The sequence below is a fragment of the Prevotella falsenii DSM 22864 = JCM 15124 genome, from assembly GCF_000613945.1.
Lineage (GTDB): Bacteria > Bacteroidota > Bacteroidia > Bacteroidales > Bacteroidaceae > Prevotella > Prevotella falsenii.
This window is the reverse complement of record NZ_BAJY01000001.1, coordinates 153,330-173,280: the sequence shown is the minus strand read 5'-3', so window position 1 is coordinate 173,280 and position 19,951 is coordinate 153,330. Positions and strand designations below refer to the sequence as shown.

Here is a 19,951-nt window from a genome sequence, read left to right as displayed (position 1 = left end):
ATGTATATACACGGACATTTCTACAATGAGTGGAACGACCGCATAGAGGTTCACATCCTGACCCACGGCGACAGGGGGCAGGAGTTGGAAATCGGCGAGGGCAGCGAGATAGACTGGACTGACGACCCCGTGGACATCACGAGCGAGGTGAGCGACACCTTCGATGTGCTGCTACGCCATCAGGCGAGCGTGAGGCTGCTGGTGCGCAACTTCGTGCCGGACTTTTTCTGCGCCTCGTGCCGGGACGCAGTGGTGAACATCTACCGGGAAGGGAAGTGCCTGTTCGCCGGCTTCGTGGAGCCACAGACCTACTCGCAGGGCTACAACGAGGAACAGGACGAGATAGAGCTGAGCTGCATCGACGTGCTGACAGCCCTGCAATACGCCAAGTACGGCAACGTGGGTGCGCTGGGCGTGCTTTACGGCGTGGTGAAAGCCTCTGCGAGTCAGAGGACGATGCTGGACATCATCAAGGAGATAATGGCGGATATGACGGCAGGGCTTGACATCAAAGGCGGTCATTCCCTGCGCTTTCTTTATGACGGCAGCCGTGCCGTGGACAGCCTGACGGCGAACAGACACGCCGTGTTCGGACAGCTCTCGGTGAGTGAGTTGCTGTTCCTCGGCTCTGACGAGGACGAGGTATGGCAGCAGGACGAGGTGCTGGAGGAAATGCTGAAATACCTGAACCTGCACATCGTTCAGGACGGTTTCACTTTCTATATATTCTCTTGGGAGAGCGTGAAAGGAAACGACAGCATATATTGGCGCGACATTGTGGGCGGCGAGCGTTTGCCGATGAACCGCCGGACGGTGGATATTTCCACAAAGAATGTTACCGGCACGGACACGACCATCAGCGTGGGCGAGGTGTTCAACCAGATACTGCTGACCTGCAAGATAGAGAGCGTGGAGAGCGTTATCGAAAGTCCTCTGGACGATGACCTGCTGAAAAGCCCTTTCAGCAATAAGCAGAAATATATGACGGAGTACAGCTGCGACGGCGAAGGAAAAAGGGCTATCGGTGCTTTTGATGCTATAACGCACGGAAATCCGACGGATTATGACGGTGCGAAAACCACGGACTGGTTTATGCAGGTGATGGGTAATGCGCAGTGGTCGTTCCCGAGGAATGGCAAGGGAAACCTGATGGAACTGTATTGCTCGGACAATAGGAATCAACAGGTTCTTCCAAATATACTTGGAACGGAGCCGGGGACGGCGATAGTTGCCTTGGGGAAGGTGGAAAGGAAGAGCGCAGGTACAGACAACTCACCCGTGTCGAAAGTGCCGATGACTAACTACCTCGTCGTGAGCGTGAACGGCAATGGTGAGGATCGGGACGAGCACAAGGTATATCCAAATGAAGCCACGCTGAAAGCGGGCATACCCTGCGCAGTGTATACCGGCAACACGACGGGTGGCGTCTTTTCCCCATCGGACGAGAACACGACAAACTATATCGTGCTGAGTGGAAAGATAGTGCTGAATCCGGTAATGGCCGTAACCGACACTTTTAAGGCTATATACAACTACAAGCCGACCTTCCATTATAATCCATTATTAGGAGGTGGTATCAATCAGTGGTGGCACCGAACTGTTCCGAGCAGAGACAACAGCGACGGGCGTTACTACACGCAGCGTTGGTGGCGCGCGGAGACACCTGGATCTGAACCCCAGTGGGACGAAGCCACAGCGCACGCTGGTGCCTTTTACGGAAACAGGACCGGAGGAATATGAATTCAAATACAGTTCCATAGGCGACAGTAGCGACCAAATATCGAAAATCGCCGTGTTTGCCTGTATGCTGATTATCGGGGACAAATGCGTAGTGGAGAAAGGAACTGCCGGACAACCCGGCGACTTTGAATGGAGAATATACAAGCCGTTGGAAAAATGCGCAAGCGAGGACGAATACTATCAGCAGAGTTTCACGATAGGCTTCGACCCGAAAATCGGGGACAAACTTATCGGCACGAAGTTCGACTTGCAGAACAACATCAGCTACGAGCTGGGCATAGATGCGGAGGGCACGGCTATCCCTATCAGAAAAAAAGACAAAGTGAGCGGGCAGGTCAGGTTCATGATACTGGGTCCTGTGAACTCCATGTGGGACGTGATTACACGCAGGCATCCGACCTTCTTCCGGCATACGAAATGGGGTAGCAGCACGATACCCCTGCTGGCACACGTGAGCAGCATATTCGTGGAGTCGTTCGAGGTGAAGGTTTATAGCGATAACGGACTGGTGAACAACACCGGGGACAACGATATCGTGTATATGAGCGACACGAAGGAACGTTTTGTGAACAGGAAAGACGACGTGGAGTTCAGGATAAGTTCTGCGCTGACTTCTTCGGAGAGCCGGAACCTTGGAGTTACGGACAGCGTGAAGATGAGTACACCGATGAATACGGACACGGGCGAGGGTGTGCGGTCCGTGTATGACCACGTGCGCAGGGAAGCCGGTAAGCCGGAGCAGTTCTATGTGGACAGCTACTACAACGAATACCACGAACCACGCATACAAATGGTTCAGAAACTGGTAGACACGGAAGGCGGTATCGTGGATATGTTCGCCCATTACCGGCACCCGGCTATGGACAGGACATTCTTCGTTCAGGGTATCAGCCGGAACCTTGAATCGGGCGAGGCGGAAATGACAATAAAGGAGATAGAACGATGATTGATGTAAAGATAATCAGGAAGCCGAAAAACGAGGGAACGACCTCAGCTCTCAAGACGGGTGGCACCGCATACGGGGGAATGGCGGTGAAGGAAGCGGCGCACGCAGCCAAGGCCGATATTGCGGAACAGGCTAAGGAGGCAGCGCATGCGGCAGAGGCTGACCATGCCAAGAAAGCTGACCTGTCAGGCAATGCGGAACGTGCCAAATATGCGGAAGAAGCAGGACATGCCAAGGAAGCTGACCACGCAAAAATGGCAGATGACTCCGACCGGTGGGACAACCGGCAGTTTGATGACTATATGGATCAGCCGGTACGTACAGGTGACCATGTGCAGTTTGCTTCCGTGGAAACGGACAGCATCCGCAGTGCCGGAACATTTGTTGACGGACTGCTTGGCGAGGGCTTTAAGTTGTGGAGAGATGAAGATGGTGTAACCTATCTTTGTATCGACAAACTGACGGTACGGCAGACCATGACGGTACTGGAGCTGCTCATTGAGAAGATGCGCAGCTAGGCGGTATGATCTGCGTGAGCGCGGCCAATGGCAAGATAAAGGCAGTCAGCGAACAGGACAGCTCCTATTACATAGAGTTTGAACAGGACAACACCTTCGAGGCACACGACCTGATGCGCTGCCAAACCTTCAGTGGTGGGCAGATGAAGCATTATTGGGTAGAGGTTGCTGAAACGGATACCAAGGGTGTGAAAATAGCCAAGACGGAATTCACAGGAGCACTCCCGGAAGTCAGCGACGAGGTTGTGCTGATGGGAAATACCGAGAATAGACAACGGCAGAACATCATTCTCATTTCAGCCACGGAAGACGGCCAGCCACGCATCGACGTGATGGACGGCGTGAAGGCAAAGAACTTCAAGGACTGTCTGCGTGCCCGTCTTGGCAACCTTGACGGTATCAATGATGACCGGTTCCCGGCAGACCAGCAGCCTCACGGCAACGGTCTTTATAGTGACAATGCCTATTTGAAGGGAACTTTCCTACTTGTAACAGGTGAGGATATCAAGACAAAGTTCGAGATAACCGAGGGCAAGATAGCAAGCAGCGTGAGTGCGCTGCGTCAGGACTTTGCTACAGAGAAAGGATACCTGAACAATCCGAGCTTCGACGAAGGACTGTCCAAATGGCTGACCGAAAACGAGACTGTATTTTGGATGGTTGGCAACAAATGGGTATGGGCCAACGACAAAGTGCTCACTAAGAAAGGCGACGGTGCCAGCGTTACGAAAGATGACGGGCGTATTGTGGTGCGTATCAGGAACAAATACATATCTCAAAAGAATGCGAGTCTAAAGGGTGTTCCTCCGATGAGCACAAATAGTAACGGAAAGAAAGAAGCCCTGCCAATCTATCTGAGCTTCTTCTACCGCTGTGCCACAGAGGGCACGCTGAAGGTGCGATTCGAGAATGTGGACAAGACCGGCTTTGAGAACTTCAACTCGCTGGAGGTGAAGGAGGTGCTTGCGCCGACGGAGGGATACAAGCAATACACCTGCAACGGACTTTGGAACGGCACGGGCGACTTCAAGCTGAGCTTTACGGGCGACATCTACCTTTATATGCTAATATTGAGTACGGACAAGATTGAGAGCCTGACCTACAAGTACCGCACGCTGTTCGAGCAGAGCGAGAAACTGGTGAAGATTGCCGCCCAGAATTTCGACAAGGACGGGCGTGTGCTTGCCGAGAGTGGCATCATGGTAAAGGCTGAGGGTAGCGGCATCTACGCACAGGGACCCGACGGCAAGCTCGCTCTTATTGGTGTGGCAGTGGAAGAAGCCGACGCAGACGGTAATACGCATACAGTCATCAAGTTGCTTGCCGACAACATCAAATTGGAGGGACTGGTAACGGCGAACGGCAATTTCAGAATACTTCCCGACGGTAGCATTGAGGCAAAGAACGGAAAGTTTGGAGGCGATGTCAATGCTGAGACAGGATACATTGGCGGATTTGCCATCAGTGGAAACCATATCGGTGTGTCAAGCCGTGTATTGCAGCCGGACGGTAGCTATAAAGTTGTGGATGACAGGGATGGTTTGTTCCTGTATGACACGATGATAGGTTTCAACGCCAAAGACCGGCAGGCAATTTTCGGAACATGGAACAGCCTTGGGCAGCCTATGCTCGCAAGGCTTGTAGACACGGCAACGGACTATACCGACAGCGACGCAAGAAATGGGGCTTCTTGCCAAAATACGGTATCGTGTTCGATATAGAGAACTCCATGAACGGAAACTTCGCCTTTGCAGGTAAGGGAAGCGGTGCGCTAAATGGATTTGTGGACGGATTCCGCTTTGATAAGGTGAAAGTGGACAATGCCAATACCATCTATGATGTAGAAATAAAAGACAGCAACCGTCTGGTTGTTGCGTGTACAGTAGGCAACTCCGGCATAGCACTGCCCCGTCTTTCTGCGATGCGTTCTGCTCTGGGTATAGGACAGAACACACCATTTGCCTTCCGACTGATCATTACCTCCGATTTAGGAGCGAGCGACTTTGTGATATTCGGCCGTAACAAGACCAAAAACAGCAAGCAGGAGACACCTTGGGACAAAGAAAACTATCCGCTGCTTACCACTTGGAATGGCGAACAGTGGGGGGATATGACAATGGGACAAGGAGACACTGTGGAGTTGCTACTGGTGTATGATCCGGAGCGCACTGCACAGATAGATGGCTTCAGCACTCAGTATACTGCGAGAATAATCAACAGACAGAATTAGCAACAAATAACAAATATAAATCATAACGATATGGCACTGACAGAACAAGAAAGACAGGATTTGAAGCAGGACATACTCTCACAAATCAAGAGCGAGAGCCAGAGTGTAACCGAGCTGCAGGAGGTGCAGAGCCTCGACGGTGTGAAGACCTTGCCAGCGATGCGCGGCGAGGAACTGGTAACGGTTCCGATAAGTCTGCTGGGCAAGCCTGCCATTGATGCGGCAGTGCAGGCTCAGGCAGCCAAGAAGGCGGCAGATACCGCGGCGGGAAAGGCCGGGCAGGCAGCCACCAATGCCGACACGAAGGCACAGGCAGCACAGGAGGCAGCGCAGGCAGCAGGAAAGGCCGTGGAAGAACTCGAACAGGTTAAGACCTCCGCCCAGCAGGTCATCGACCAGTACGAAGATGTGGCAGTACAAGCCCTGAACGGAGCCACGGCGCGCTTTGACGGCATACTGGCAGACGCCGCTATTGAGCAACAGAGTGCCTCGACGGTAGCCGGTGTGTACTTCATTGCCTCCAAGGGGGTGTTTGCCGGTAAACACGAGGGGAAGTATTACGGCAACTGGCCGGGTGCCGACCTCTACCTCACCGAGAACAGGAATGAGATACGCAAGGATAAGCTCTATCTGCTGGGCTCCGTGCTCTATGTATGGAACGAGGCAGGCGGTGAACTTTCGGAAATCACTGGCAGCGGAGGTGGAAACACTATCAATGTAACAGCAACCTATCCCCTTGAGAGCGGCTATTACACGTTAGGGGCAGCCATCAAGGTGGTTGAGGAAAAGAAGCGTGCCAAAGGCTGCTGCATCACCTTTGAGGAAAGTCTGGGTAAATGGCGCACGAAGCAGTTTGTCGGAACCAACATCGACAGCTGGGAGCAGGAAGCCAGTTGGGAGGACTTCGGCGGCGCAGGCACGATAAAGAGCCTGACGGTGAACGGCAGGAAGCAGACAGCCGACGCAGAGGGCAACGTGAGCCTCACGATAGACAATATCGACGTAGACGAGAGCCTCGACGCTGACAGTACCAATCCTGTCCAGAATAAGGCCGTGGCAGCCAAACTCAATGAGGTGGAGGCAGGTACCGTCTTCGGCATGACGGCTGAACTGAGCGACGATGAGAATACGGTGCGCCTCGCGCTTACCAACAAGAGCGGCGCGGAAATAGCCTCGGCTGACATTCCTGCAGGCGGCAGTGGAGGCAGTGGCGGTGACAGCAGCGCCACGAAAATAGTGCTTACCGCCGGCGTGGACAAGACCACCATCAAGGAGGGTGATGCCGTAAAGCTGACCTACACCTACGACCACCAAGGGGCGGACGGCGAGAGCACGGGGCAGAAAGCCACGGTACAGGTAACCATCAAGCGCGGAGCCACAACGACATACAGCGAAACCATCAAGGAGGTGGGCAAGGGCACCTATACCCTCGACCTCACCAAGTACCTGCTGCTGGGTACGAGCGACATCTATGTGATAGCCACGACCACCGACCCTACCACTGGCAAGCGCAGCGCAGGCAAAGCTATGTGTCGGTCAAGTCCGTCACCCTGTCGCTCTCCACCGCGTACAACCTCGCGTCGGGGCTGTTCTCCGGTGGATACGGCAGTTCGGAAACGGTGAGCATACCGTTCACTGTGAGCGGAAGCGGCACGAAGACGGTCTTCCTCTATGTGGACGGCACGCAGCGGAACGCCGAGACGATAAGCCGCAGCGGAACGACCAACAGCAGCTTCAATCTGTCCATGAGTGGCCTGTCCGTGGGGCGGCACACGGTACAGATGGTAGCAGAGGCAGAGGCTGGCACGCTGACCCTGAAGAGCGAGAGCGTCTATTTCGACATTCTGAAAGCCGGGCTCAACTCGCCGTTCATCGGTCTGATGATTACCCACCCGGACGGTAGGATACAGACGGCACAGGAGCATCTGAAACCGGTCATCAGCGTGGGGCAGTACGAGCCGTGCGGGTTCAGGTTCGTTGCCTATGATCCCAACCAGACTCCGGCTACCCTTTCAGTAAAACGGAATGACACGCTCCTTCAGACCGTCAGCGTGCCGAGAACGATGCAGACCTACCAGAACAGGTTTACCGAGAAGGGACGGCAGACGATGGCGTTCACGACAGGCACTGCTACCTATACCCTTTACATTGACGTGGAAGAGAGCGGAATCGATATAGGCGAGGCTTCATACGGTCTGCAGGTACGGCTGAGTCCTGCCGGCAGGAGCAATGGTGAGAGCAATCCTGCAAAATGGGAATCGAACGGCGTTAAAACAGCATTCGAGGGCTTCGACTGGTCAAGCAACGGCTGGACAGGCGACAGCCTGAAACTCTCCAACGGTGCCAAGGCCATCATCGGCTACGAGCTGTTCAGGGAAGATGCCGGCGCAAACGGTATGACTATTGAAATGGAGTTCAAGGTAACAAACGTGATGGACCGTACCGCTGAGGTCATCAGCTGCATGAACGGCGGCAAGGGACTGAGCGTAACCCCTGTGGAGGCAAGTATCAAGACCGGAACCATCCTGCATTACACCAATGAGGAAGGTGCCGACGCAAGCCGTGAGATAAAGATCGGTACGAAGTTCGCCCCGGAAGAGTGGTTGAAGGTCGCTTTTGTCATCGGCAAACGAACAGATGGGCGGCTGATGGAATTGTACGTGAACGGTAACCGTGCCGGTGCGGACATATACGACGGCAGCTACTACTTCCGTCAGGACAGTCCCGTGGGCATTACCCTGTCAAGCGAGGCGGCAGACCTTGAGATGCGGAACATACGCATTTACAACCGTCCTCTTACCGATGACGAGGTGTTGGAAAACCGCATGGTCGATGCGGGCAGCACGGAGGACATGATGCGTATATGGGAGGAGAACGACATCATCGGTGAGACAGGAGATGTCGACATCGATAAGCTGCGTGCCAAGGGCAAGGGCGTGCTGCGCATCGTGCGCAAAGGCGGACTTGACGAGGTGAACCAGACCAACAATAAGAAGACTGACTTCTCCGCCGACGTGTATTTCTACAGTCCCTTCGGCAAGGAGTATGACTTCATCCTGCGCGACTGCTATATCCGCATACAGGGTACCAGTTCCACCAAGTATCCGAGCAAGAATATCCGCATCTACTTCAGCAAGGGCGGTGCGAACCTCAGCCTTGAGGTGAACGGTCAGGTTGTGGAGAGCAGGAAGTACAGCATGCGCCCTGGAGCCTTGGCAATGAACCTCTACTGTATGAAGAGCGACTATTCGGACTCGTCGATGAGTCTGAACACCGGCGGTGCCAAGCTCTTCAACGACGTGATGAAGGAACTGGGACTTCTGACACCTCCACAGCGCTACCAGTACGAGCAGGGCGGGAAGAGCCTCAACGCCATAACGGTGCGCACGGCTATCGACGGCTTCCCTATCGACGTGTTCAGCGCGGAGACGGCAGACGGTGAGAGTACCTATTTCGGCCAGTACAACTTCAACAATGAGAAATCCAAGAGCGGGAAGCTCTTCGGCATGGAAGGCGTGGACGGATTTGTCCCTGAATGCCCGCTGACTTTGGAAACGCTGAACAACGGAGAGAAAGCGTGCTTGTTCCAAAGCGAAAGCGACGAGGACCTTGCCGCCAACTTCGACGCAGGCTTGGAGACCAACGTGCCGGACGACGTGAAGTGGGCAGGATTGTCCGAGACGCAGCAGACTGCGCTGAAACGCCTGTTCGCTTGGATAAGGCTTGCGTGCCGGAAGGAGCCAAGGCGGACGACCTCACGACATTCAGGAGCGCGAAGTTCGTTTCAGAAATAGAACAATACTTTGACAAGGACTTCCTGCTTACCTATTATATCCATACCGACTACCATGCCAGTGTGGACCAGCGTGCCAAGAACATGCTGCTGCGCACATGGAACGGCAAGCTGTGGTACATCACCTATTACGACGGCGACACGCAGGACGGCAAGCGCAACGACTGCTTCCTTGCCTACGACTACACCCTCGACCGGAACACATGGGACGCGGAGGCAAGCAAGTACGCCTTCGAGGGCAGGGAGAGCTGGCTTTGGAACCTCGTACTGGCCAACTTCGGCGACGACCTGAAACGCTGTGCAGCCAACTACCGCGCGAAGATGACACCAGAGCGCGTGTTGTCCATGCTCACCGTGGAGCAGATGGGCAACTGGAGCGACAGGGCCTACAACAAGAGCGGCTACCTGAAATACATCCGCCCGGCTATGGTGGACACCTACGGCAAGAAGTGGCCGTTCATCTATGCCCTGCAAGGCAACAACAAGGCGTTCCTGACCTATTTCGTCAGAAACCGCTTCGCCCTGCTCGATGCGAAGTACGGCACGAGCAGCTTTACCTCTGACAACATTGACCTCTATATGTCCCGGACAAACGCGGACGCGGCGGATACGCTCAGGATAACCGCCGGCGAGGTTTACGCATTCGGCTACGGCACGAACAACAGCCCGAACCTCGGCAACAGCGGAATCGTGGAAGCGGGCAAGACGGCTGAACTGAAGATAACTGGTGCCTATACGGTGAACGACCCCCTGCGCGTGTATGGCGCAAGCCGCATGCAGGTTTTGGACATGACGGACGCAGCCGACCACCTGAAGAACGGACTTGACCTCGGCAAGTGTACCTCACTTAGGGAGTTGAACCTCCATTCGGGCACGGAGGGCAGCACGATGGTGGCTGAACATCGGCAGTTGCCGTCAGCTCAGGACGGTGAACCTAAGAAATCAGCGACAAGCCAAGACAGGTGGCAGCACCTCCACGGAACTTGATTTCTCCAACCAGACCAAGCTGGAGTATCTCGATGCACGCGGCACACAGCCAAAGAGCATTACATTCGCCAAGGGTGCGCCTGTAACGACAGCCCTGCTTCCCGGCACACTGAATGTACTGAGGCTCGAATATCTGACCAAGCTGACGGTAAACGGTCTGAGCCTTGAAAGTTATTCAGGCGTTAAGACGCTCATCGTGGACGGCTGCCCGAACATCAACTGGGAAACGCTGCTTCTGCGCTGTACTGGCGTGGAGCGTCTGCGTGTAACCGGTATTGAAAAGACCGATGACGGCACTTGGCTGAACCGATTTGCCAATATGGGCGGTGTGGACGCAGAGGGCAATGCCACCGAGACCTGTGCTCTGGTCGGTACGGTACAGCTTACCAAATATGTGGAGGAAGAAGAGTACGGCAGGCTGTGCGCCCACTTCCCCGAACTGAACATCAGGCAGCCGGACTATACAATGATAGAGTTTGACGATTCCATAGCCGATGACGTCAATGTAACTAATCTCGACAACGGCACAGGATACCGGAGCAGCACGCCATACAAGCCGAGCGGTCATATCTCGGCCATTATGAAGCAGCGGCACAGGGTACTGGCCAAGGTTATAAAGAAAGCCACGACGCGCAATGTGAACATGGCAGGACAGGACATGGTCGTTCCCAACCTTGACGGTGAGGTCATCTACTATCCGTTGGATGACAGGGACAGCAACAAGTATGCAGACGGCACGGAGGCGAAGCTGGACGGCACTGAAGGCGACTGGATGATGTACGAGCCGTTCTTCTGGTACAAGGGTATCAATGACTATCTCAAAGGCAGACACTACAGCTGTTACAGCAGCAATGACAGTGCCCACAGACCGGTCAGCCCGGAGGCTACAGTATTGATGGTGAAAGAGGTCAAGAATGCGCAGAATGGCTTTGTGTCCGACAAGAAGATAATGAGTGGCAAGAAAACCTTGCGCGACTCCTACACGAACGATACAGCATATAGCGTCTGCAAGGTGAGCGTTGAGGGCTTCAAGCGGGTACGCTTTCCAAGCGTTCCCGGCACGAACCTCATCGGTTCCATATTCGTGGACGCAGAGGGTAAAGTTATCAGTTCTGTCGTGGTACCGACTATCGGCAACAAGTTCGAGGCAGGTATGTACCTTATTGCCGACATTCCTGAGAAAGCCGTGAACCTGCACTTCACTGTCCTCAATACGGCAGAGTTCGACTGTGTTGTACTGAGTAATAGCGACAGGATAGAGGATATGGAGCCTGATTGGGTTGCCAGTGATGAGCACCTGTGCGCCGTGGTAGGCTCGACCGTTATCGGCTCCAAGCTGCGGGCGGCCATTACAGGCGGCAGCACGACTGCGAGCATGACGTGGACGGACTTCCATTATTACAGCGTTCAGCGCGGTATGCAGCAGATAGATGCGTTGATGCACTCTCGAATTGCCAACCTGTTCTATGCGTGGTACGGCCGTCTGAATGTGCAGGAGCAGTGCGGAGCAGGACAGCATACGAATACACGTACAACGGGGGGTACAGCGTCAAGGGGTATGACTGACACAATAGGCTATGAAGAAGCGAAGAGCATAAACGGCAACGTAACGAACAGCCTTGTGGACAATGCCGTCCACCAGTTCGCTTGGTACAAGAGTGCAGACGAGTACGGTGGTGCCGCAGTGACGCAGGTGAATAACATCTGCTGCCTCGGCTATGAGGATATATACGGGCATAAGTGGGATATGATGGACTGTGTGGATGTACCAAACGACAGTGGCAATGTCGGTAAATGGCGCATCTTTATGCCTGACGGCTCTGTCCGTATGGTAAAGGGAATGACGAGCAGCACGTGGATAACCGCAGTGGCCCATGGCAGATATATGGACGTCATACCGGTGGGAAATGTAGCCGGTTCGTCTTCCACCTCCTATTCGGACTATTATTGGTTCAATGGTGGCAGTTCCCGTGTTGTCTATCGTGGCGGCAACTACGCGGACCCGAGCTGCGGTGTGTCGTACACGAATGCGAGTTACGATGCTTCGGGCTCGTTCACGAGTGTCGGTTCGCGTCTGGCCTTCCGCGGTAAAATCGTGAAAGCGCAGAGCGTGGCAGCATACAAGTCGGTCAGCGAGGTGGCGTAAGCCGTAAAGCGGGAGCGAAGCGACAAAGCGAAAGAACGGCGTTGGAGGATAATTCCAACGCCGTTCTAATATTGGTATACCGGCGAAGCCGGTCGATTTTTAGAAAGAAAATAAAGAGGTGCTTGGGTACGTTTCGTTTTACGAAATATAACGCCTCGTTCTGAATGGCACGAACATTTCGTTTTGCGGATTATACATTCTATACCTTATTATATAGAACAGGTACATTATATATAATAGCAAACGCATTATACAAACCTAAAAGACGCACCGCCATGAGTGCGTCTTTTGTTTTTTAAGCAGGCGTCAAAGTTCAGCAATAATCACCCTTCCGTATAGGTTTATCCTCGAAAAAATGTAGTTTTGTTCTATTTATATCATCGAAAAAATGTAGTAATCTCTTGTTTTTATCATCGAAAAAGTGTATTTTTGCAAAAACAAGAAAGCTATATATACGTGAGTTCGATATAAGAATTACGCCGTTGTATTATTTATTAAGATACTTAAAGAAAGAAGTAATTATGACTTAATATGCTTATATTCAATGAGAAATAAAGTGTTTTCGTCCTCAAATTCTTACACCGTGCTCGCATCATTTATGAACGTTTTCGTTTAGCCAAATGAGCAATGCCAAATTTATTTAAGCATTGCCATGGCGAGAAAACGCACTTTTCGAGGAACGAGAAAAGAACGAAAAGAAGAGAATTAAAACGTAAATATTTTTCGCAAACGTAGCTATTACTTAACCATCTATCCATCAGTGCATTACAAAACCTATTGTTTTGTATTCCGAAAGCGGCTGTTTTGCGATGTAAAACCTACGCTTTTACCCTGCCAAACAACCGCTTTCGCAACATCAAAACGCAGTTATCAGTTTTTAACGGAATTATCTTTACAAGATTAAACCGAAAAACTCTCGCGGTTTCATTAGGGTACTTGCTTTAAAAAACATCTGCGAGACAGCTTGCTTAACGTGCCTTCTTGTGCCGAACTCACGTTATATGACGTCTCAATCTAAAAAATATGACGTCATATTTGGAAGAAAATGACGTCATATTTTGGGGGAATAGGTTAAATCAAACCCATGAAAGTAAGGTTTATCGCTTGATAAACTTCACGGTCTGATTGCCAATACTTACAACATATATACCGGGAGTAAAGTTGTCGATGTTGAATGTAGCTTGCAAACCGTTTACAACAAAGCTGCTCATACATGCACCCGTAGTATTGAATACCTGCAATGTTTTTCCAATAAGAGCTGCGGGAAGGTCTACCGTAAGTTTATTGCCGTCGAGATGCGCTTGGAGCGATTTGCCCACGGTTGGAGCATCGCCGATGTTGCCGGGAGTACCGGTAGGCTCGTATGTGATTTCCGATTCATCGGTTGTTTCGCCCATCGGAGCATGGACGAAGTATTTCTCCATCGGCAAACCCTTAAAGAGCGTGCAGTTGAGCGGCCCTTGCAGTACCCACTCGGCTTCGGTGGCTTCGAGAACCATGAATGTTTCAGAAGCGAGTTTGCTCTTGTCGTACTCAAACTCTTTGCCGAATCCGTTGCTGCTACTCTGCTTGTCTATGTCGCCTTCGTTGTCGTAGTGCCACGTCCAAATGCCTTTGTTCTGAGCCGTATAGTTAGGACCGGGCACTTTCTCTATCGATGTACGACGTCCTTTTTCGTCATACTTGAAATCCTCTTTCCATACGAGTTCACCGTCGGGGTATTCCTGACTGACACAGATAACACGGCCTGCATCATCGTATGTTACTTTGCAGATGCGTCCCACATTCTCTTCAAGTTTATTCAAAGGATAGTCGAACTGGCGAATATCGACACGAATGAGGCGCATTTGGGCGTCATATACGAAGCTCATCTTAACGTCCTCGGTAAGCATTTCTTCTTCAGGCTCAGTACCGTGGTGCGTAGCGCGGGTATATTCGGTTACGTATCCATATTCGTTGCGCGTATATACATGTTTTGCAGAAATGATTAACGAGGTTTGGTCGGCATTTAGCTCTTCCTCTTCTTTCAGTATCATGTAGCCCTGCGAGTTGTACTTGTAGTTGTAGAACGAAGTTCCGGGGTTATCGCTCGAACCGTACTCTTCTTTGATAAGACAACCCTTTTCGTCGTAGATGTACTGCGTAAGCTCTTCGTCTTCCGAATTCTTCCAGTCAATCACTTTCGCCATTCTGTACTTATAAACAGCTGGGTCTGCACGGAAATAGTTGGGAGCCATCTTTACTTGCGCCGTGGCTGCTTGCGCTGTGGCAAACATAACGATTGCCACGATAAAACGTAATAGCTTTTTCATTGTTGTTTAAAATTAATGTTGGTTGTTGATGAATATATAATGATATTGTGTCTCTGAAATAGTTTTCGCTTTGATTGTCGCGTTTTCTTTTGTGTTGTCTATGGGGCTATGGCAAAGAAAGGAACCCTTTTATAGAGTTCCTTTCTGCGATTATTGCTTAGTTCTTTTTAACGAACTTATAGTTGAAGCTGACTTCCTTCTTCTTGCCGGTGGCGTCTTTAAGACCGGTGAACTGAATAACGGCATAGCTGCCATCTTTAAACTTCACCAAGAATACAGGAGCTTTCTTTGGGTCTGACTTCGACATCGTGAGCGCATACTCGCCCATTGTGCCCTTTACTTTGTGCATCCAATAGTAAAGTCCCATGTTTACGTAGCTCTTCATATAACCCAATACGGCAGGATTTTTCATCATTCCGCTCATATCATAGATAAGATAAGCTTTTATGTCGCTCTCCCATTTTACGTTTGTCGGCAATGTCTTGATGGTTTCTATATCTGTCGTATCGGTCATGCAGGCTTCTGCACCGTTGGTCATCACGTCGAAAATGTGGAAAGCCAAGTGCCACTTCTCGTGCATTCGATGGTCTTGCCTCCACCGTCTTCGTTACGTCGTATTTGCCGAAGCGGTCTTTCTTCTTGCCGGCATCAGAATATGTGCGCCATTCCTGCTCGCTAACGTCTTCTTTCATAACAGTTTCGCCTGTTTCAAGATTTACATATACCCACTTGTCATAATCTTGAAGTGCCTTTTCTTGCGTAATAAACGAAAGCGTCTTTGTCGGTACGTCTTTCGGTTCGTCAGGCTTTGGTTTTGGAGTAGGCTCGTCATTGTTACATGATGAGAATAATAAAACCGCAAGGCATGATAATGCCATAAATGATTTAAACTTCATAAATAATAGCGTTTAAAGTAGTTGTATTAAATTTATCGGGTGCAAAATTAGCCAATAAGAAATTGTTTCACAATACCTTGTAATTAGTATTTTTTCAATCTTATAGTAGGTATTGGATTGAATTTATCTTTTCAACCAACATCTTTCCATTTGCAAGAATAAATGTAAACAAAGGAGAAACCAAGTAAATATAAGGGAAACAGGCATTTCTCTATCCGAGTAAATTAATATGGGGACGCTGCATTTGTTAGACTTTTAAAGACAAAAACGAATAAAAATCTATAAGATTATCTGCGAAAAAGCAGAGTTGTAATAAAAGCTATACCTACTTATGGTTAATTATTATAGGTATGTTAATGACTATTCCACATAGCTAAAGAACCGTGAGTTCGGCATAAGAAAGGTGGTTAAACAAGTAATTCTTTCGCATTCATATAGTTTTCATTCTGTCCTGCCAATAGTTTCACGAACCAAATACATTACCGCTTTATCTGTTTATATCCGACTGTATTCTATCATAAAATCGGGAAAGAACTTCTAAAATATCATCGGGCAAATAACTGAAAGCCTTCTCGGCTATCCATTCAGGAATTTCGTAGTAAGCTTCGGCAACCGAACCCGCTATACATGCCTTCGTATCGGTATCGCCGTCGCAAAGCACAGCCAACCGTATGGTTTCTTCAAAACTATTGGCGTCCATGAAGCAACGCAACGCCATGGGCACAGTTTCTTGACAAGTAGCATCGAAATGGTTCTGCGCACCAATTTTGCGTATATCGCGCATCGGCGGCAATTCGTAGCCATAGAACTTCTCAATCTTTCGTTCTACATCGGGTTTCGTAAAGCGCATGTGGCGCAACCAACAAATTACTTCGGCTATACACTGTGCGCCTTTTATGCCTTCTTCGTGGTTGTGCGAAACCTCCGCCGTCTTCTTGGCTTCCGCCATTACTTCTTCCCAATCAGAGAAAAGCCAACCCACCGGACTGACACGCATGGCAGAACCATTTCCAAACGAATTTTTAGGTTGCGGATTGTCCTCGTGCAACCAATCGTAAAACATATTGCCATATCCCCCCATCGGAGCAGGATAACGATGACACCAGTCCAACAAGGCATCTTTGTAAGAACGCTCGCTCAAGATTGCATCGGCAACAGCAACTGTGCAGATGGTATCGTCGGTGTAAGAACATTCGTCGGTGAACAGTTCAAAATCCTTTTCCGGCGCAGGTCCGAACTCAAAGCGTGAACCTACAATATCTCCTATAATAGCTCCAAGCATACTGCGGAATTGTTAAATCAAAATGTTTAGACTTTAGAAAAAAGTACCCCCGATGAGAATCGAACTCATATTTCAGCTTTAGGAGAGCCGTGTTCTATCCATTGAACTACAAGGGCATTGTGTTTCGGATATAGCCAAGTGCAGCTATTTCATATGCAAAGATAGCAAAAAAAAAGTGTTTTAATAGTTATTTGCATATTTTTTTTCGTTTCTTGTTAAACTTTTAATCGCGAAAAAAGTCTTAGATAATGTTATGAAAAAGATTATTTCGTTTTTGCTGCTCCTCGTATTAAATGCGACAGTAGCGTTTGCACAAGGCTCTGTGAAGCAGAGTGTTGGACAAAAGGTCTAACATGGGATTAGAGTTTATAAATGTCGTGATAAGAAAAGAAGGAAGCGACAAAATTCTAAAAGGTGCTATAACCGACACCGACGGGCATTTCATCATATCAGATGTTCCCAACGGCAACTACACACTCACGGCAAGCAGCATGGGATATAAAGATATTGTAAGGACATTCAGCCTTACGGCAACCTCGCCCAACAAGAACTTCATAGCACTTTACCTATCCGAAGATGCCAAATCGCTCGACGAAGTGGTGGTAACGGCACAACGTGCAGACATGAAACTGGAGGTAGACCGCAAGACTTTCAGCGTAGACCAACAAATATCGAACGCCGGCGGAGTGGCAACCGACGTTCTGGAAAACATTCCGAGCGTGGAAGTAGACAACGAAGGCAACGTTTCCTTGCGTGGCAATTCGAGTGTCGAGATATGGATAAACGGCAAGGCTTCAGGACTTACGACCGACAACCGCGCAAATGTGCTGCAGCAATTGCCTGCCGAAAGCATCGACCGCATTGAAGTAATAGACAACCCTTCGTCTAAATTCTCGGCTGAAGGGTCGGCAGGTATCATCAATATCGTACTGAAGAAAGACCGCAAAGCCGGCTATTATGGCAGCGTTCAGGCGGGTGCCAATACACGTGGCGGTGCCAATACATCGTTCAACATCAACTACAACAGCTCTCTCATCGACGCTTACGCCAATGTTGGCTATCATCATCGCAAAAGAGAAGGCGGCTCTTGGAGCGAGCAAAACAACATCAATACGAACACTTACCAACGATACTCAGCCAAGAACAGCGGACAAGGCAACAATCTTTTCACACGTGCAGGCATAACATTGCACGCCACAAAGAAAGACGACATCTCGCTCAGCGGTATGTTCTCGCTCGGCAACCACAAGAACAACAGCCTTACACCGTATGAATACGGAACCATCGGCTCTCTGCTGAACAGTCGTTTAATGAACCGCAGCACGAGCAGCAACAACGATATGCGTATGATGCACGTCGAATTAGACTATCGGCACAACTTCTCCGACAAACATTACTTGGATTTCAGCGTGAGTTACAACAAATGGAAAGCCGACAACGAAAACATTTTCCAAGACACCACCACCTACTTCGATGCAGCAGGCTATCCTCTTGTAATGCCCGGCACCACCGGCAGCTACCAGTACAGACCGATGTACGTGAACAACAGGTCGTGGGAAATAAAGTTCGATTACGAAAACCAAATATCAAAAGCAATGCGACTTCAGGCGGGTTATCAAGGCAATCTGTCGAAAGAAAACACACCGCAAGAGAGCTTTGTAGACCGCAACAGTTGGGCAGGCTATAACCTTGTGGAAGACCGGCTATACTACAACCGTTTCATATACAAGAACGACATTCACGCCCTCTATACCACCTTATCGTACAATTCGGGCAAGTTCGGCTTGATGGCAGGACTCCGCGGCGAATACTGGAAGGTGAACACGGAAACCTATTCGTGGGCGCAGGAACACGATGCAAGTCTGCGCGACAAGCCGTTCAAGAAAGATTACTTCCAACTTTTCCCAAGTATCTTCATGAGTTATCAGCTCACCGAGAACGACCAATTGCAACTGAACTACACTCGCCGTTTGCGTCGTCCGTGGGGCGGAGAGCTCAATTCGTTCCGAAACACGAGCGATGCCACCGTCGTATCGTTTGGTAACCCGGAGCTGACACCCGAATACAGCAATTCGTTCTCGCTGAACTATCTGCGCACATGGCGCGAACACTCTTTGCTCGTGTCGGCTTACTACCGCCCGACCACCGATGTCATGCAGCGCATTATCTACCGCAGTTCCACCGATGGCTTACTCTATCAAACCGGCTTCAATGTTGCCAAGAGTACATCGACAGGTTTGGAACTTACGGCAAGAAACAGATTGTTCCGCATTTTGAACCTCTCTACCTCTGCCAACTTCTACTATTACAAGCTCAATGGTTTTGATTTCGACATCGACGGACAAACCATCACCGGGCAAGGCAACAGCAATTTTACGTGGAATGCACGCATGCAAGCCAGCCTGATGTTGCCTTACGATATGTCGGTACAGCTGACGGGCAGCTACAACAGCCGCCAGAGTTTGGCACAAGGCTACAGGTCGCCAAGTGGCAGTGTAGACTTCGGTTTCAGAAAGAGCTTCCTCAATAAGATGTTGGTGCTGTCCGTAAACTGCCGCGACCTGCTCGACACACGCAAATGGAAGACTTACACCGGCAGCGACTCCTTCACACGCCATCAAGAGAGTTGGCGTTCCGGCCGTACATTCCGCTTCACACTCACTTGGAACTTCGGAAACACAACGAAGAACAAGAAGAAAGACAACAATATGGAAATGGACGACGACTTCGGTAGTCAGCCATATCAAAACAGCGGAACAGGCGAATAAAGCCGGCTCTTTAAGCATTTGCAAACAAGAAGACACATCGAAATACGATTTGGTTAGCACGAAAACGGGAAGCCGCCTTTACACAAAAGTCGGCTTCCCGTTCATTTTTTCGGGGAAAATATCTGATTGCATACCATCGCAGTACGTTCCTTGCATTTTTACCAACCTATGGTAATCCGATTACCATAGGTCTGTAATCGGATTACCATCAATCTGTAATCGAATTACCACCGATTGGTAATCCGATTATATGATGTGAGTAACCCGGCTGTTCGGTGTAAGTAACCCGATTATCTGATGTAAATAGTTTCTTGAACTGATAAATTCTGCACA

At 50.2% G+C, this 19,951-nt stretch carries 11 protein-coding genes, 1 tRNA gene and 1 pseudogene; 7 read left to right on the top strand and 6 right to left on the bottom strand.

Annotation, left to right across the window (positions count from 1 at the left end; translation table 11 throughout):
• Genes JCM15124_RS16330 through JCM15124_RS12675 form a run of 5 tightly spaced genes read left to right on the top strand, consistent with a single transcriptional unit; the run spans position 1 to position 5,434 of the window.
• Positions 1-1,740, top strand: coding sequence for a hypothetical protein (locus JCM15124_RS16330; RefSeq protein ID WP_232220035.1), 1,740 nt, complete (start codon positions 1-3; stop codon positions 1,738-1,740).
• The gene (locus JCM15124_RS16325) at positions 1,706-2,686 is read left to right on the top strand and encodes a hypothetical protein (RefSeq protein WP_232220034.1); all 981 of its coding nucleotides are present in this window, start codon (positions 1,706-1,708) and stop codon (positions 2,684-2,686) included. The genes JCM15124_RS16330 and JCM15124_RS16325 overlap by 35 nt, the downstream gene beginning before the upstream one ends.
• Positions 2,683-3,204, top strand: coding sequence for a hypothetical protein (locus JCM15124_RS16320; protein ID WP_232220033.1), 522 nt, complete (start codon positions 2,683-2,685; stop codon positions 3,202-3,204). The genes JCM15124_RS16325 and JCM15124_RS16320 overlap by 4 nt, the downstream gene beginning before the upstream one ends.
• A 14-nt stretch (positions 3,205-3,218) precedes the next feature.
• Positions 3,219-4,925 carry a DUF3672 domain-containing protein gene (locus JCM15124_RS12680; protein WP_232220032.1) on the top strand — a complete coding sequence of 569 codons (1,707 nt, stop codon included), beginning with the start codon at positions 3,219-3,221 and terminating at the stop codon, positions 4,923-4,925.
• A complete protein-coding gene (locus JCM15124_RS12675; RefSeq protein ID WP_036884778.1) occupies positions 4,913-5,434 on the top strand; it encodes a hypothetical protein in 522 nt (173 codons plus the stop codon). The genes JCM15124_RS12680 and JCM15124_RS12675 overlap by 13 nt, the downstream gene beginning before the upstream one ends.
• Before the next feature lie 78 nt (positions 5,435-5,512).
• On the opposite strand, the gene JCM15124_RS17125 is transcribed toward JCM15124_RS12675, so the two are convergent.
• Positions 5,513-5,854, bottom strand: a complete 342-nt coding sequence (locus tag JCM15124_RS17125; protein ID WP_232220031.1) for a hypothetical protein — start codon at positions 5,852-5,854, stop codon at positions 5,513-5,515.
• Between JCM15124_RS17125 and JCM15124_RS17035 the strand changes: the two are divergent.
• A pseudogene (locus JCM15124_RS17035) lies at positions 5,783-12,360 on the top strand (LamG-like jellyroll fold domain-containing protein). The gene JCM15124_RS17125 and the pseudogene JCM15124_RS17035 sit on opposite strands and share 72 nt — an antisense overlap.
• Before the next feature lie 1,097 nt (positions 12,361-13,457).
• Here JCM15124_RS17035 and JCM15124_RS00680 read toward each other — a convergent pair.
• The 5 genes from JCM15124_RS00680 to JCM15124_RS00665 all read right to left on the bottom strand — a co-directional run bounded on the left by JCM15124_RS00680 (position 13,458) and on the right by JCM15124_RS00665 (position 16,966).
• Positions 13,458-14,672: a T9SS type A sorting domain-containing protein gene (locus tag JCM15124_RS00680; protein WP_024997883.1), complete on the bottom strand. Its 1,215-nt coding sequence runs from the start codon at positions 14,670-14,672 to the stop codon at positions 13,458-13,460.
• A 157-nt stretch (positions 14,673-14,829) separates the two neighbouring features.
• Positions 14,830-15,210, bottom strand: coding sequence for an HmuY family protein (locus JCM15124_RS16285; RefSeq protein ID WP_232220041.1), 381 nt, complete (start codon positions 15,208-15,210; stop codon positions 14,830-14,832).
• The gene (locus JCM15124_RS16280; protein ID WP_232220044.1) at positions 15,098-15,568 is read right to left on the bottom strand and encodes a hypothetical protein; all 471 of its coding nucleotides are present in this window, start codon (positions 15,566-15,568) and stop codon (positions 15,098-15,100) included. Before JCM15124_RS16280 ends, JCM15124_RS16285 begins: the two co-directional genes overlap by 113 nt.
• A gap of 487 nt (positions 15,569-16,055) precedes the next feature.
• Positions 16,056-16,850, bottom strand: a complete 795-nt coding sequence (locus JCM15124_RS00670) for an ADP-ribosylglycohydrolase family protein (RefSeq protein ID WP_024997882.1) — start codon at positions 16,848-16,850, stop codon at positions 16,056-16,058.
• A 44-nt stretch (positions 16,851-16,894) separates the two neighbouring features.
• Positions 16,895-16,966: transfer RNA gene (locus JCM15124_RS00665), tRNA-Arg, on the bottom strand.
• Between the two features lie 237 nt (positions 16,967-17,203).
• Between JCM15124_RS00665 and JCM15124_RS12660 the strand changes: the two genes are divergently transcribed.
• Positions 17,204-19,618, top strand: coding sequence for a TonB-dependent receptor (locus JCM15124_RS12660; protein ID WP_232220028.1), 2,415 nt, complete (start codon positions 17,204-17,206; stop codon positions 19,616-19,618).
• Positions 19,619-19,951 lie beyond the last annotated feature (333 nt).

Bases quoted from the DNA above. Each gene is read 5' to 3' on its own strand.
- JCM15124_RS16330 (WP_232220035.1), top strand. From the start codon at position 1: ATGTATATACACGGACATTTCTACAATGAGTGGAACGACCGCATAGAG.
- JCM15124_RS16320 (WP_232220033.1), top strand. From the start codon at position 2,683: ATGATTGATGTAAAGATAATCAGGAAGCCGAAAAACGAGGGAACGACC.
- JCM15124_RS00680 (WP_024997883.1), bottom strand. From the start codon at position 14,672: ATGAAAAAGCTATTACGTTTTATCGTGGCAATCGTTATGTTTGCCACA.
- JCM15124_RS16285 (WP_232220041.1), bottom strand. From the start codon at position 15,210: ATGACCAACGGTGCAGAAGCCTGCATGACCGATACGACAGATATAGAA.
- JCM15124_RS16280 (WP_232220044.1), bottom strand. From the start codon at position 15,568: ATGAAGTTTAAATCATTTATGGCATTATCATGCCTTGCGGTTTTATTA.
- JCM15124_RS00670 (WP_024997882.1), bottom strand. From the start codon at position 16,850: ATGCTTGGAGCTATTATAGGAGATATTGTAGGTTCACGCTTTGAGTTC.
- JCM15124_RS12660 (WP_232220028.1), top strand. From the start codon at position 17,204: ATGGGATTAGAGTTTATAAATGTCGTGATAAGAAAAGAAGGAAGCGAC.